The organism is Nocardia niigatensis NBRC 100131 (genome assembly GCF_000308655.1).
GTDB classification, from domain to species: domain Bacteria; phylum Actinomycetota; class Actinomycetes; order Mycobacteriales; family Mycobacteriaceae; genus Nocardia; species Nocardia niigatensis.
The window spans coordinates 269,376-283,564 of the sequence record NZ_BAGC01000035.1 but is presented as its reverse complement, the minus strand read 5'-3'; the positions used below and the strand labels follow the sequence as shown (position 1 = coordinate 283,564).

Genomic DNA, 14,189 nt, shown 5'->3' with positions numbered 1-14,189 from the left:
GGAGTGCGGGCGATGAGCGCGCTCGCCGACGGCACTCGCCGGGCGGTGTTCGAATCCCTTCCGCAGGGTCCGAAATCGGTGGGGGAACTCGCCGAGGCCCTCGGCGTCACCAGTTCGGCAATCTCCCAGCATCTGAAGGTGTTGCGTGAGGCCCGCCTGGTGATGATGCGGCCGCAGGGCAACCGCCGCCTCTACTCCCTGGATCCGCGCGGCCTGGCCGATGCGCGCGACTACCTGGAACAGTTCTGGCCCAGCGCCCTGGCCGCCTACTCCGCGGCCTTGTCGACCGCGCGGGCCGAACCCCTGGCCGAATAGCGCGGGGCCGGACACGGACGGACCGGTGGCATCCGATGACCGGATCGTTCCGGCCGCGGTGACCGTGCTGGCGTTACCGTGGCGGGGTGGGTACGTCCGTCGCTGTCGAGAGTCCGCGCCGGACGGCTCTCCCCGGCTGGTCGGTGCCGCTGGTGTTCATCGCGAGTGGTGTCTCGCTGTATCTGGGCGCGGCGATCGGCGTCCATTTGTTCGCCACGGTCGAGCCCGCGACGGTCGCCTGGTTGCGTGCCGCGGCCGCGGGTGCCGCCCTGCTGGCGTGGCGGCGGCCCTGGCGGCAGCGCTGGACGCGGCGCGCGCTCGGGGTGGCCGCCGGGTTCGGTGTGGTGACCCTGGGGATGAATGTCGCCTTCTACGAAGCGATCGCGCGGATTCCGCTGGGCACGGTGGTCGCGATCGAATTCCTTGGACCGGTCACGGTGGCCGCTCTCGGGTCGCGCCGGGCCCGCGATGTCCTCGCGGTGGCTCTGGTGGTGACCGGTGTCTTTCTGCTGGCGGGTGTTTCGTCCGATGCCGGGCCGGCCGGTGTGGTGTTCGCGTTGGTCGCGGCCGCGTTGTGGGCGGGCTACATCCTGCTGGGTAAGCGGGTGGCCGATGCGGGTTCGGGTCTGGACGCGCTGGCCGTGGGCATGGCCGCCGCCGCTCTGCTGCTGGCTCCGATCCTGGTGATCCGTCAATGTGTGCTCGCCCCAGCCGTTTTCGCGGACCCGGGCACCTGGTTGCTGGGTGTCGGCGTGGGTGTCCTGTCCAGTGCCGTTCCCTATGCCCTCGATCAACTGGTCCTGCGCACGGTGGGCAGTGCTCGTTTCGCTCTGCTCCTTTCGCTGCTGCCCGCCACCGCGGCCGTGATCGGTGCGCTCGCCCTGGCCCAGCGGCCCGCGCTGCCGGAACTGGCGGGCATCGCTCTGGTGATGGCGGCCTTGACTCTCGGTGCCGCGCAACGGCGTTCCGGTTCGTAGCCGCCGCTATCCGACGCGCCGGTAGGTCTGCTGGGCGCGGCGGTCCATGCCCGTGCCGGGCCAGGGGCGTTTGCGCAGTTGCTTGTCGACGGCGTTGACGACTTCGGGCACACCGATTTTCAGCAGGCCCGGGTCGATCTCGTCGGCGTCGGGGTCGCCGGTGTTGCCGGCCCAGAGCACGGCGTGGCGGCCGAGCAGATGCGGGGGCGGGCCGCTGCGGCTGGGCGGGTTGGGGCCGAAGAGCAGTACGGTGCGGGTGCCGAAGGCGGTGGCGAGGTGGGCGACGCCGGTGTCGCCGCACACCACGAGGCCGGCTTCGGCGACGGTGGCGGCCAGTTCGATGAGGTTCTGCTGGCCCGCGAGGACTCGCGCCGGTGAGAGTCCGGCGCGGGTGGCGACGCCGAGCGCGATCTCGCGTTCGGATTCGTCACCGGTCACCACGACCTCGCGGTCCTGTACCAGCAGATGCCGTACCACGGCGGCGAAGCGGTCGGCCGGCCAGCGCCGGGCGGGCGCGCCGGCCCCGATGTGCACGACCACGGCGTCGCGGTGGCTGGTGGTGGCCACCGGCGGCACCAGGCCGAGGTTGCGGCGGTCGGCGGCGATGCCGTCGGATTCGAGCAGATGGCACCAGCGGTCCACCTCGTGCATCTCGGGCTTCCACTGCGGGCCGGGCAGGTCGGGGAAGGCCGGATTGCGGTAGGTGAGCAGGCGTTGGGGCTTGGTGCGTGACAGTTCGGCGATGCCTTCGGCGTTGTCGAGGTTGACCGCCAGCGCGGGTGCTTCGCCGTCCCAGCGCAGTCCTATGGTGTCGTGGACGGGGACCATTTCGTCGACCGAGGCGACGAGGTCGACGATCGGTTTCAGTCGATGGGGTGCCGCCAGTGCGATGTGGTCGCCGGGCCGGGCCCGGCGCAGGGCGCGCAGCGCGGGTACGACGGTGAGGAGATCACCCAGTCCGCGTGCTCGCAGCACTAGTACAACCGCCACCTGAACTCTCCTAGCCGGCCACACTGCCCACGACGCTGGTGGTCCGCCACCGGACATGCGGGGACCATTGCGGGAGGACTACCCGGCCCGTGCGGGGGTGAAACCCGGCGGACCGCGCGGTCGCGGCGGCGGCGAACACGGGTACTACCGGCTGTCGTTGACCCGGGTGGATGGATTACCGTGTGCAGTCATGACCTTCGTCTACAACCTCATGGTGACGGCCCATCTGCTCGGTATGGCGGCGGTGGTCGGCGGGTATGTCGCCTCCCAGCCGCGGGTGTCGGAACTGATGGTGTGGGGCGCGCGCGTGCAGATCCTCACCGGCGTGATCCTGCTCGGCATGGCCGAGTCGATCCATTCGCTGGGCAAGGACCCGAACATGGCGAAGATGATCACCAAACTGGTGGTGGCGGTGCTGGTCGCGGCGTTCGCGGAGATGGGGCGCGCGGATGCCAAGCGTGGCAAGGAGGTGGCGTGGATGACCCACGCGGCCGGCGGGCTGGCGATCCTGAACGTCTTCATCGCCGCGCTGTGGAAGTGACCGCGCGCGAGAGGACCGGCGCGACAACCGGATAGCGGTTTCGTACACGAAAGGCGATGCCGCACAGGGTGCATGACTGCACGCTGTGCGGCATCGACCGTTTCCGGGCCCGGGTCAGGGCTGCCGGACCAGTTCGGGCGGGAGTTCGCGGGAGGTGTGGTGGGCGAGGTTCTTCGCGATCTCGGCGGCGACCACGGCGTGCCCGGCCATGGTGAGGTGGATGAGGTCGGCGGAGAGCCAGTCCGGGCGCAGCCGGGCGGGGTGGTCCCAGAATTCGGTGAGGACGGCGTCGTGGCGGTGCGCGACCCGGCGCACGGCGTCGGCGAATCCGGCGAACAGCGGGCGCAGCGGTGCCATGCGCCCGGTGAAGGAGTCGGCGAGGGTGAACATCGACAGTCGCGCGCCGGTGGCCGCGACCCGGGCGCACAGGTCGTCGAGGGCGGCCTCCACGTCGGGCAGCCGGGCCTCGCGCAGGAACAGGTCGTTGCCGCCGCAGGTGATATGGACCAGGTCCGGGTGGAACGCCTCGAGCGTGGGCAGTTGCTGGGCGGTGACCTCGGCGATGACCGCGCCCATCACCCCGGTGTTGAGGTAGTCGGTGCGGGGGTGGGCGGCCAGCAGCCAGCGTGCCAATCGGTCTGCCCAGGGGGTGGTGTCGTAGCCGGGCCACGGGTCGCCGGTACCGGCGGCGGTGGAGTCGCCGATCACGGCGAAGCGCCGGAACGGCACCGCCTGCAGCGTTGCGGCCGCCGCGGACTCGGACAGGGTGAACGGATCGGTGGCTTCGGTGCGCTCGGTCATGGGGTGGGCTCCTCGGTGTGGACCGGCAGGGCGGCGAGAACGGCTGCGGCGACGGCGATTCCGGCGCACACGGCGAACAGGGTGTGGAAGGCGGTGAGCGGCTCGGCGGGGTGTGCGGCGAACACGGCCGCCAGCACGGCCACCCCGAGCGCGCCACCGGATTGGCGGGCGGTGAGGTTCATGCCGACCCCGGCCGCGAATCGCTGCGGCGGCAGCGAGCGCGCGGCGGCGGTGCCGAGCACGGTGATGAGCAGGCCGATGCCGCCGCCTCCGAGGAGCCCGGCGGGCACCCAGGCCGTCCAGAGGGCGGGCGTGGCATCCCAGACGCCGGTGCTCATATAGAGGGTGGACGCGGCGAACATCGACGCGCCGAGCACACCCAGCCACCGCTGCCACGGTACGGGCGCGCGTCCGGCCAGGACGGCGGTGATCATGGAGGCGATGGCGCCGACGGTCATCGCGGCCGCCGACTGCAGGACCGAGTAGTGCCACATGCTGTCGAGCCACAGCGGCCCGGCCAGCAGCCACGCGAACATGGTGGCGCCGAAGACGAAGGCGACGGCATTGACCAGCGCGTAGTGGTGGCTGCGCCAGAGCCCGACCGCGATGGCCGGGCGCGGATGGCGCCGCGACCGCCACAGCGCCAGACCCAGCAGCGCGAGCCCGCCGAGGCCGGTGACGAGCGTTTGCCGAGCGCCCCAACCCCATTGCTGCCCCTGGGTGACCGCGGCGACGACCGCGCCGATGCCGAGTCCGGTGGCCAGCGTGCCCAGCGGATCGGGCAAGCCCTGCCCGTGGCGCTGATCGCCGCGTGCGAGCCGCAGCCCGGTCGCGATGAGCAGCGCCGCGATGGGCACGTTGATGACGAACACCGACCGCCACCCGAACCAGTCGACGAGCGCGCCGCCCACGGCGGGGCCGACGGTGGCGGCGAATCCGCCCGCCGCGGTCCAGGCGGCCATGGCGACGCCGATGCGGGCGGGCGGGGTGATGCTCAGGACCAGGCCGAGCCCGGCCGGAATGAGGAAGGCGGCGGTCGCGCCCTGCAGGAAGCGGCCGGCGATGAGCCAGCCGGCGCCGGGCGCGAGTGCGCACAGCAGCGAGGTGAGCGCGAATCCGGCCAGGGCGGTGAGGAATACGCGTCCGCGGCCGAGGGCGTCGGCCAGCTGTCCGGCCGGGGTGAGCAGCGCGGCGAAGGCGACGGCGTAGCCGCTCACCACCCAGGTCAAGGTCGTCGGGGCGGTGCCGGGGTAGTCGCGGGTGATGGCGGGGAAGGCGATGTTGACCACCGACAGGTCCAGGAAGGACATGAATGCCGCGCCGGAGGCGACCAGCAGGGCGAGGCGGGCCGGACGGTCGGATGCGGCCGGGGTCGAGGGGGATTCGGGCACGTGGGGTGCGGCATCCGGCGGGGAGGTGTCGGGTACGGGCGGGCGGTGACTGATGTCGGTCATGACGGGCTCTCTGCGGACGGGGTGTGGGAGCGGGATCGAAACTGTACGCACGATCGTTCGTATTTATGAAAAGTACGACCGATCGTGCGTAAATGCAACAGGCGGTGCGAAGATGAAGGGGTGGACGAACCGATGCAGCCTTCCGATCAGGAGATTTCCGATCAGCGCCGGCTCAAGGGGGCGCGTGCTCGCGCGACCATCGCCCGGCATGCCGCCGACGTGGCCTCGGTCGAGGGCTTGACCGGGCTGAGCCTCGGCCGGCTCGCGGGGGATCTGGGGGTCAGCAAGTCGGGGGTGGCGACGCTGTTCGGCACCAAGGAGAACCTGCAACTCGCCGCGGTGCAGTCGGCGCGCGAGGTGTTCATCGAGCACGTCATCCGCCCGGCCCTGAGCGCGGACCGCGGCATGCCGCGTCTGCGGGCGATCGTCGAGCACTGGTTCGACTACGTGGGCGAGCCGCTGCTACCGGGTGGTTGCTTCCGTGGTGCGAGCGTGCCCGAGTTCGACAGTCGCCCGGGTCCGGTGCGCGATGCCCTGGCCGCCGATCGCGACGACTGGTTCGCGGTGCTGGAGAAGGAGATCGGCCGCGCGCAGGAGCAGGGCTACCTGAGCGGACTCGACCCGCACGCGGTGGCGTTCCAGCTGGATGCGATTGTGGCGGCGGCGAATACGGCCGCGCGCATGGGCGACGACACGGCGCTGCCGACCGCCCGCGCGATCATCGACGGCCTGCTCGGTTCCGCGTCCGAGCGGTGATCATGCCCGTGACCGGCGCGAACCCGTAATCCGTTCGCGCACCGCATGTCTGCGCGGACTGCACGATGGCGTGCTGCTCGTCGTTCTGCGGGGAATGCGTGAATGCAGTTCCAGCGCAGTTGGTTTCACGTGGAGCAACGCACCGGCGTGGCTTACGCCGAGCGTGGCGCGTACATGATGAGCCCGACCCCGGCCAGGCACACCAGGGCGCCGATCACATCCCACCGGTCGGGCCGGAACCCGTCCAGGGCCATGCCCCACAGCAGTGAGCCCGCCACGAACACGCCACCGTAGGCGGCGAGGATGCGCCCGAAGTTGGCGTCGGGCTGCAGGGTGGCCACGAACCCGTACAGTCCGAGCGCGATCACCCCGGAGCCCATCCACCCCCAGCCGCGCTGCTCGCGCACTCCCTGCCGGATCAGCCAGGCGCCACCGATTTCGGCGACGGCGGCCAGTCCGAAGAGCACGATCGTTCGCAGGACGGTCATGGCTGCACACCCTGGAGTGCGTGGCCGGTGTCCGGCCGGACCGCCCCGGGTGCGGTCCGGCCGGGCGCGATCATCGTTGGGCGGCGGCGCTGTCGAACAGTTGCTGACCGAGGTAGCCGCCCGGGCGCGGCACGCCGGGCGGGACGGCGAAGACCGCCGAGCCGACCGGGGTGGTCCACTGGTTGAGGGCGTCGAAGTCGGCCAGCCGCTGCTGTACCGGCAGATACTGGGCGTCGATGTCGCGCTGGAACGACGCGAACAGCAGGCCCGAGTTCGACACGTGCCCGGGGGCGGGCGCGTCGTCGTAGTTGTAGCCGCGGCGCAGGAATCGTTCCCCGTCGTGGGTGCGATGGGCGCGGGCGATGTGGGAGGACGGCGGGATCTTCGGGATGCCGTACTGGTCCACGGCAGCGAAGTCGGGTTGGTCGAATTCCCGTGTGCCCGACAGGGGCGCCCCGTTCTCGACGGTGCGGCCGATGGTGAGGCCGCGCCCGTCGGCGTCGAGTTCGTCCCAGGTCTCGAGGTTCATCGCGATGCGCCGCAACACCATCGAGGTGCCGCCGGCCAGCCATGGCCGCACCGCGCCGTCGTCCCACACGAGCCGATCGAAATCGGTTGTCCCCGCGGCGATATTGACGGTGCCGTCGACCGAGCCCATGAGGTTGCGCATGGTCCGGCCGCGTGGTGCGTTGCGGAATCCGCGCTGCACCCATTTCACCGTGACCAGTGATTTCACCTGCTTGGACAGCACCCGTACCGCGTGCGAGACCGTGGTGGCCTCGTCGGCGCAGACCTGCAGCAGCAGGTGGCCCCCGCACCAGGCGGCGTCGAGCTTGTCGATGGTGAAGGGCGGCAGCGGTTTCAGCCAGTGCGGCCGCTGGTCCTCGAGCCCGGCGGCGGTGAACAGCTCCGGCCCGAATCCGACGGTGACCGTGAGCCGGGCGGGCCGGGCGGCCAGTTCGGGCTCGGTGTCGGCGAGGGCGGGTTTGCCCTGGGTGAGGCGGGAGGCGTCATCGGTCCAGATCCGCAGCAGCCCGATGATGTCCGCCCGCCGCGCGCCGGGCACCAGGTCGAAGGCGACGAAGGCCGCGTGCAGCGGCGGTTCGGTCGCGATGCCCGCCTGGTTCGGACCGTGGAACGCGACCGTATCCAGCCCGGGATCGCGGTCGTGTTCGCGGTGGGTGAGAGTGGCCGCACTCCAGCCGATTCCGGCGGCCCCGGCCGCGCCCGCCACGGCGGCGCCACCGCCGAGCAGACGCCGCCGGGACAGGCGGGGGTGCGGTTGCGTCGGGTCAGCCACCGTGGGCGGCGTTGTCGCCGGAGGGCTGGTAGTTCTCCTTGCCGCCCGCGAAGTCACGCACCTGCGCGGTGACGGTCAGGGTGGAGCCGTCGGCGAAGGTGAGTGTGATCGGGGTGTCCGCGCCGGTGCGCAGCGGAGCCTTCAACCCCATGAACATCAGGTGCTCGCCGCCGGGCTCGAGGGTGGCGCTGCCGTGCGCGGGGATGACGATGCCGCCGGGCTTGGGCCGCATGGCTTTCTCCCCGGACGCGTTGGGCACGACCTCGTGGATCTCGACGGTCGCCGAGGCGGGACTGCTGGCCGCGACCAGGTTGACCGGCTTGTCGGACTTGTTGTCGAGGGTGCCGAAGGCGGCGGACATGCCGCTGTCGGCGGCCTTGATCCACTGGTCGCTCATGGTGACCTGGTCGGCGGCCTTACCGGAGGCATCCGAGGCGGTCTGTGAGGACGAGCAGGCGACCGGCAGCAGCGCCAGGGTCGTCACCGCGGCGGCCGCGCCGACGCGACGCGCGAAACCGCCCGTGCGGAGGCGGAAACGGGGGCAGAAGGGCATCTGGGACATGAGAAATGGACTCCGTGTGTCAGGGGAAGGGAAACCACCCCGGACCGGTGCCCGGCGAAACCCCTACGGCGCAGCGCGGATTCGTGCGCTGCTCAGGGGGTGTCGCGGATCTGTGCCGGAGCGAGGGGTATGAACGGGGCGGCGGCCACCGGCGGGCCGCGCCTTCCGATCCCCGGACTGACCAGCAGGCGACGCGCCTCGGCGCGATCGTCGGCGCGGTGTGCGCGGGCCGGCCGCGCCGGCGGGCGCGGGACCGAACCGAGCGCGAGGATGAACCGTCGCACGCTGGTGATCGCCCGCCGCATGCCCGCCTCGGCGGCGCGAATCGCGAGCGCGCCCACCGGAATCGCGATCAGGTGGGCCAGCAGCATGGACGGCGAGGAGCTGTGATGGTGGTGGCCCGGCGGCATCGACAGTGCCGCATGCCCGATCGACTGCCCGGCCGCCAGCATGACCATGGTGCCGGCCAGGCCGTAGCGGGGTCGCAGGGTCGCCACCACGACCCCGATCAGCGTGCACGCCGCGAACAGCAGGGCGAGCGCGGAACCGTCGAGCAGGGTCGCGCCGCCACCGAGTCCGTGCGCGAGAATCGCTACCGCGCCGGAGGACGCGCCGACGGCAGCGCCGCGAAGGCGCGCGGTGTGATCCGTCGGTGAGCGCACCCGATCATGCTACGACGTTGTGTCGGAGGCGATGCTTCCAGGTGGTATGACCGGGGTCTCCACAGGATCTTCACAATCGGTGCGAACCATCTCCACGGCGGTTGCCTAGTGTCACGGGCATGGAAACCAGTGCGCGCCGGATTCTCGTCGTCGAGGACGAACCGACCATCGCGGAGTCCATCGCCGCCCGGCTGCGCGCCGAGGGCTACACCGTCGACATCGCCCACGACGGGCCCGCGGCGGTGGCGGCCGACGCGGCCGGGGATCCGGATCTGCTGGTGCTGGACGTGATGCTGCCCGGCTTCGACGGCCTCGAGGTGTGCCGGCGGGTGCAGGCCCGCCGGCCGGTCCCGGTGCTCATGCTGACCGCCCGCACCGACGAGACGGACATGCTGGTCGGGCTGGGCGTGGGCGCGGACGACTACCTGACGAAGCCGTTCTCGATGCGGGTGCTCACCGCCCGCGTGCACGCCCTGCTGCGCCGCGTGGATCGCACCGCGGTTCCCGCCGCGGCGATCGTGGTCGGGGATCTGCGGATCGACACCGATCAGCGCCGGGTCTGGCGCGCCGATGCCGAAACCCAGCTCACGCCATTGGAATTCGAGCTTCTCGTGCACCTGGCCCGCCGCCCGCGCACCGTGCTGGCCCGGGAACGACTGCTCAGCGAGGTGTGGGGGTGGGCCGACGCCTCGGGCACCCGCGCCGTCGACAGCCATGTGAAGGCGTTGCGCCGCAAGCTCGGCGCGGATCTGATCCGCACCGTGCACGGCGTCGGGTACGCGCTCGAGGCGCGATGAACGGCGGTGGGCGGGCTCGACGGCGGATCGGAGGGGAGCGGTGAGCGCGCGAGAATGGTTGCGGACGGCCGGGAATCGGGTGGCGGCCCGGATGCCGCGGCCCCTGGACCGGGTGCGGTCGATCAAGATGAAGCTGGCGATCCTGATGGTCGGGTCGGGGGCGGTGGCGTTCGGGTTCTTCGCCTCGCGCATCGGGTGGCTGCCGCCGCGCACCACCGTCGCGGCCACGCTGCTGGCGCTGATCCTCTCGCAGGTGCTCGCGCACGGCATGACCCTGCCGCTGCGGGAGATGACCGCGGCGGTCAAAGGCATGGCGCAGGGCGATTATTCACGCCGGGTGCGCGCCACCTCCCGCGACGAGGTGGGGCAGCTGGCCGAGGCGTTCAATCAGATGGCCGCCGACCTGGCCGCCGCCGATCAGCAGCGGCGTGAATTCATCGCCAATGTGTCCCACGAACTGCGCACGCCCATCACCGCGCTGGGGGCGGTGCTGGAGAACCTGGTCGACGGTGTGGCCGAACCGGATCCGGCGACTTTGCGCACCGCGCTCGCCCAGACCGAACGGCTGAGCCTGCTGGTGTCGGAGCTGCTGGCCCTGTCGAGTGTCGAGGCGGGCGCGGTGGCGCTGGACCGTGAACCCGTGGCCGTGGCGCCCCTGCTGAAAGAGGTTGTCGCCGAAGCGGAGGTGATGGCCGCCGCGGTCGACCGGCCGGTCCGTTTCACCATCGCCGTCGCCACCCCCGACCTCACCGTGCACGCCGATCGTGCCCGCCTGCACCAGGTCCTGCTCAACCTCCTCGACAACGCCACCCGCCACGGTCCCGCCAGCGGTGAGGTCCGCATCCACGCCCACGCCGACCGCGCCGGCACCGTCATCGATGTCGCCGATGACGGCCCCGGCATCCCGCTCGCCGACCGCGCCCGCGTCTTCGAACGTTTCACCCGTGGCGGCCGCGCCAGCGGCGGCGGCACCGGCCTCGGCCTGGCCATCGCCCGCTGGATCGTCGACCTGCACGGCGGCACCATCGCGGTCGCCGACCCCGGCTCCCGCATCCGAGTCACCCTCCCCGTCACCTGACCTCATCCACCCCGCAACCCGCAGCGCCCCGCGCTCCCGGGTCGCTCCCGCACACCCATCGGAGGCCTTGTTATGCCTGAAAACTCTTCCAGCACGCCAACTCCCGACCAAGAAGCGCCTTATTCGGTCCCGGCCGCGCCGGAAACGGCGGCCCCGGACGCCGCTGCGCGCGAACCGCTGATGCCGACTCGAAATCACCCGGCCCGGGAACGCCCGAGCCGCCGGGCTTCGAGGAGGCGCAGGCTGAACCGGCCGGCCGCGAATCGGCAGTACCCTCGATACCCTCGATGCCCGCCGCTGCAGTCCCGGAATCGGTCGCTGGGCAGGCCGCCCCCGACACGGTCAGGTCGGCATGGGCGCCGCCCGGTGTGCCGAGGGCAAGTGCGGTGAGCGGCGGGACGCCGGCCCCCGGTGTGGCATTGCCCGCGTCGCCGCCATCGGAGGTCTCGATAGTCATCGGCGCACCGTGGCTCCCACCCGCGCCATCGTCGTCCGGTGTGCTCACAGGTCAGGCGGCCGCCTCGAATTACGTTCCACCCCAGTATATTCCACCCCGATGGGCGCGGGTGCCGGTGCCGGGCGGGTTGCTGGCCGCCACGGTCGCGACGGGAATAGCCGCGGCGGTCCTGGTGCCCCTCGACCGCCCGGGTATCGGGTGGCTGCTCGCGGGCCTGGCGATCACGGGCGCGGTATCTGCGGTCGACCGGTCGGCCCGGCGGACGGCTTCGGCCGACGACCGCGCTCTGCCCGGACCTTCCGAGGGCGCGTGCGCTGCCGCCGCTCCCTGCACCGATGATGCCGCTGTCGACGACCGCGCTGTTGCTGCTCCGGCGACCGACGACTCCGACGTGACTGACGACTCCGACGTAGCGGAGCGAGGTGCGTTCGGCGTCGCGGATGTGACTTCCGGGGACTCGGTGCCCTGGGATCGGATCTGGTGGGCGGGGGTGGCGTTGGCTCTACTGGGGGTTGGCGTGTTCCGTTCTGCACCTTGGCTTTTCGTGCTGTGTGCGCTCGGCGCGGGGGTGGCCGGGTCGTTGGCGGTGGTACGGCGGTCGGTGTACGGGTTGTGGTTCGACGTGCCGGCGGTGCCGTTCGCGGCGTTGAGTTCGGTGCCGTGGGTGTATCGGGCGGTGACTCGGGCGCGGGGGCGCTTCGGGCCCGGATCGCAGCGGGTGTGGTGGTCGGTGGCGGTGACCGCCGCGCTGCTGGTGCTGGTGGTGCCGCTGCTGGCGGGCGCGGATGCGGTGTTCGCCGGGCTGGTGGACGGGCTGATGCCGCGGATCGATGTGCCCGCTGTCGTGCGGTGGGGGTTGGTGTTCGTCGTGGTCGGGCTGGGGACCGCGGGAGCGTTGTATCTGCTGGCGGGTCCGCCGCCCGCGGACGACGACGAGGATCCGGGCCGGGGCATGGATCCGCTGGGATGGATGGGGGTGCGCCGGTTCTCGCCGATCGAGTGGGGAATCCCGGTGGGCGCGTTGACGATCGTGTTCGCGGCGTTCGTGGCCACCCAGGTGGTGGTGCTGTTCGGCGGGGACGGCTACGTGCAGCGCACGGCGGGTCTGACCTACGCGGAATACGCGCGCTCGGGGTTCTGGCAGCTGTCGATCGTGAGCATCCTGACCCTCGCGGTGATCGGGATGGTGCTGCGGCACGCGTTGCAGGACACGAGGATCGAACGGCGCTGGCTGCGGGCCGCGGTCACGGTGGTGATCGGGTTGTCGCTGGTGATCGTGGCGTCCGCGCTGCATCGCATGTGGACCTATCAGCAGGCGTACGGGTTCACGGTGATGCGGCTGCTGGTGGAGGTGTTCGAGGGCTGGATCGCCCTCGTCTACCTGTTGCTGCTGGCGAGCCTGGTCCGGCTGCGGCGCGGCTGGGTGCCGCGCGCGGCCGTGGGCGTCGCGCTCGCGACGCTGCTGGCGCTGGCGGCGGTCAACCCGGAACGGTTCGTCGCCGAACGCAATGTGGAGCGCTGGCAGGCCGGCAGGTCCCTCGACACCAGCTACCTGAGCACCCTGTCCCCGGATGTGCTGCCGGTCGCCGACCGGCTGCCCGACACCGAGCGCGCGGCGATCGCGAACGTCATTCGCGCCCGGATGTCCGATGATTCGTGGCAGGGCTGGAACTACGCCCGCGCCACCGCGCGCCGCTGATCAGGATCCGAAGCTGACCGGGGTCCAGGTGCGGCCCGCGTCCTGGGTGGTGAGCATGACGCTGGGCCGGTGGGTGGGACGATTGTCGGTCATGATCACGAAACCGGTTGTCTCGGTGACGAAATGGCCCGACATCGCGTGCCAGCCCTGGTCGGGCGCGCGATAGGTGGTGGTCCAGGTTTCGCCGCTGTCGGCCGACGTGAGCAGCCGGTCGTCGAGCGCGGCGACCAGATGGGCCGAGTCGGCGGGAATGAGCGTGGCGTCCGCGGCCGATGTCGGCGACAGCTGCCCGGTCTCGGTGAAGGTGGCCCCGCCGTCGGTGGAGGTCATGAGCGAGGTGGTGGTGCCGCCGTTGGAGTACGGGCCGGGCCGGCCGCACAGGGCGACGAGACGCTTCTCGGTGAAGGGATGCCAGTCGGCGGGACCGTTGCCGCCGCAGGGCAGTTTCCACGGCGTCCAGCTGCCGTCGACCGAGCGGGCCCCGTCCTTGCCGCGGTTGGTGACGACCATCCAGGCACGGCTGTTGAGGACGGTGAGCGTCGCCGAGGGGTCCGGGCCACCGGTAGCGGGGACGGGAATCTCGGTGGGGCCGGTCCACGCGTCGCGGGTGAGCGGACTGGTGAACAGCACGGTCCGCTCGCCGGGCTGCACGGTGGCGATGTACACGCTGTCGTCGGAGATCGTGAACGACCAGGCATTCACCACCGGGTCGATGTCGAGATCGATCGGACGCCAGGTCGTTCCGCCGTCGTGGGTGGCGAACAGCTTGTCGCCGGCCCGGATCCAGCCGTTGCGGGCGTCGGCGAACCTCAGCCAGCCGCTCTTGGCGCCGGCATCGCGCAGCGGCGCCGGGAGCGAGGCCTGCTGCCAGGTGTGCCCGCCGTCGGTCGTGTGCCGCAATGCCAGGCACGGTTCGCCGGTGCACGGGTAGCTGCGGCCCAGCACCCAGCCCTCGTCGGCGGAGAGGAAGGTGATCGAATCGGGTTGGAAGCCGACCGGATCCGGCGCCGCGGCGGCCGTGGCGCCGCCCGGCTTCGCCGCCGGTTCGGTGGCGCCGGCCGCTGTCGCAGGCACGGTCGTCGTGGTGGTCGTGGTCGAGTCCGGGCCGGTCTCACCGGGTTTGATGGTGAGAGCCGCGACCACCCCCGCCGCCAGGACCGGTACTCCGACTCCGACGACTCCGGCCAGCGCGACCGGATTCCGCAACCCCACCGGCCCGGACTCCCTTCACTACATCGCCGGGGCCGGTGTTCCGGGCGGTCGCCCGGCGGTCCTGCGGCACAACGGGATCGAGTATGCCCGGTGCGGGTCC

16 protein-coding genes are annotated in these 14,189 nt (G+C 71.7%); 7 read left to right on the top strand and 9 right to left on the bottom strand.

Annotated elements, in window-relative coordinates; translation table 11 throughout:
* Window positions 1–12: 12 nt before the first annotated feature.
* Window positions 13–315 carry an ArsR/SmtB family transcription factor gene (locus ON33_RS10900; protein WP_040857926.1) on the top strand — a complete coding sequence of 101 codons (303 nt, stop codon included), beginning with the start codon at window positions 13–15 and terminating at the stop codon, window positions 313–315.
* Between the two features lie 86 nt (window positions 316–401).
* Complete coding sequence (locus tag ON33_RS10895; RefSeq protein WP_040857924.1) at window positions 402–1,292, top strand: EamA family transporter; 891 nt, start codon at window positions 402–404, stop codon at window positions 1,290–1,292.
* Between the two features lie 6 nt (window positions 1,293–1,298).
* Here the strand turns inward: ON33_RS10895 and ON33_RS10890 are convergent, their stop codons facing one another.
* Window positions 1,299–2,282 carry a glycosyltransferase family 9 protein gene (locus ON33_RS10890; protein WP_040857922.1) on the bottom strand — a complete coding sequence of 328 codons (984 nt, stop codon included), beginning with the start codon at window positions 2,280–2,282 and terminating at the stop codon, window positions 1,299–1,301.
* Window positions 2,283–2,472: 190 nt separating this feature from the next.
* Between ON33_RS10890 and ON33_RS10885 the strand changes: the two genes are divergently transcribed.
* A complete protein-coding gene (locus ON33_RS10885) occupies window positions 2,473–2,823 on the top strand; it encodes a hypothetical protein (RefSeq protein WP_040857920.1) in 351 nt (116 codons plus the stop codon).
* 114 nt (window positions 2,824–2,937) lie between these two features.
* On the opposite strand, the gene ON33_RS10880 is transcribed toward ON33_RS10885, so the two are convergent.
* A complete protein-coding gene (locus ON33_RS10880; RefSeq protein WP_040857918.1) occupies window positions 2,938–3,624 on the bottom strand; it encodes an SGNH/GDSL hydrolase family protein in 687 nt (228 codons plus the stop codon).
* Entirely contained in the window at window positions 3,621–5,078 is a 1,458-nt protein-coding gene (locus ON33_RS10875) for an MFS transporter (RefSeq protein ID WP_083868824.1), read from the bottom strand. The genes ON33_RS10880 and ON33_RS10875 overlap by 4 nt, the downstream gene beginning before the upstream one ends.
* A gap of 132 nt (window positions 5,079–5,210) precedes the next feature.
* On the opposite strand from ON33_RS10875, the gene ON33_RS10870 reads away from it, so the two are divergent.
* Window positions 5,211–5,834, top strand: coding sequence for a TetR/AcrR family transcriptional regulator (locus ON33_RS10870; RefSeq protein ID WP_040858163.1), 624 nt, complete (start codon window positions 5,211–5,213; stop codon window positions 5,832–5,834).
* A 152-nt stretch (window positions 5,835–5,986) separates the two neighbouring features.
* Here ON33_RS10870 and ON33_RS10865 read toward each other — a convergent pair whose 3' ends face one another.
* The 4 genes from ON33_RS10865 to ON33_RS10850 form a co-directional block, all read right to left on the bottom strand.
* Complete coding sequence (locus tag ON33_RS10865; RefSeq protein ID WP_040857916.1) at window positions 5,987–6,322, bottom strand: YnfA family protein; 336 nt, start codon at window positions 6,320–6,322, stop codon at window positions 5,987–5,989.
* Window positions 6,323–6,392: 70 nt separating this feature from the next.
* Window positions 6,393–7,622, bottom strand: a complete 1,230-nt coding sequence (locus ON33_RS10860) for a Dyp-type peroxidase (protein WP_040857914.1) — start codon at window positions 7,620–7,622, stop codon at window positions 6,393–6,395.
* A complete protein-coding gene (locus ON33_RS10855; RefSeq protein WP_063710980.1) occupies window positions 7,615–8,175 on the bottom strand; it encodes a copper chaperone PCu(A)C in 561 nt (186 codons plus the stop codon). Before ON33_RS10855 ends, ON33_RS10860 begins: the two co-directional genes overlap by 8 nt.
* 101 nt (window positions 8,176–8,276) lie before the next feature.
* The gene (locus ON33_RS10850) at window positions 8,277–8,846 is read right to left on the bottom strand and encodes a hypothetical protein (RefSeq protein ID WP_051151883.1); all 570 of its coding nucleotides are present in this window, start codon (window positions 8,844–8,846) and stop codon (window positions 8,277–8,279) included.
* 119 nt (window positions 8,847–8,965) lie between these two features.
* Here ON33_RS10850 and ON33_RS10845 point away from each other — a divergent pair, with 119 nt between their 5' ends.
* Window positions 8,966–9,643 carry a response regulator gene (locus ON33_RS10845; RefSeq protein ID WP_051151882.1) on the top strand — a complete coding sequence of 226 codons (678 nt, stop codon included), beginning with the start codon at window positions 8,966–8,968 and terminating at the stop codon, window positions 9,641–9,643.
* A 91-nt stretch (window positions 9,644–9,734) separates the two neighbouring features.
* Window positions 9,735–10,721, top strand: a complete 987-nt coding sequence (locus ON33_RS10840) for a HAMP domain-containing sensor histidine kinase (protein WP_051151906.1) — start codon at window positions 9,735–9,737, stop codon at window positions 10,719–10,721.
* A gap of 70 nt (window positions 10,722–10,791) precedes the next feature.
* Here ON33_RS10840 and ON33_RS41105 read toward each other — a convergent pair whose 3' ends face one another.
* Window positions 10,792–11,178, bottom strand: a complete 387-nt coding sequence (locus ON33_RS41105; protein ID WP_157184475.1) for a hypothetical protein — start codon at window positions 11,176–11,178, stop codon at window positions 10,792–10,794.
* Window positions 11,179–11,287: 109 nt separating this feature from the next.
* Here ON33_RS41105 and ON33_RS10835 point away from each other — a divergent pair, with 109 nt between their 5' ends.
* Window positions 11,288–12,877 carry a DUF4153 domain-containing protein gene (locus ON33_RS10835; protein ID WP_245550471.1) on the top strand — a complete coding sequence of 530 codons (1,590 nt, stop codon included), beginning with the start codon at window positions 11,288–11,290 and terminating at the stop codon, window positions 12,875–12,877.
* Here the strand turns inward: ON33_RS10835 and ON33_RS10830 are convergent, their stop codons facing one another.
* Window positions 12,878–14,089, bottom strand: coding sequence for a WD40/YVTN/BNR-like repeat-containing protein (locus ON33_RS10830; protein ID WP_040857908.1), 1,212 nt, complete (start codon window positions 14,087–14,089; stop codon window positions 12,878–12,880).
* Window positions 14,090–14,189: the final 100 nt, after the last annotated feature.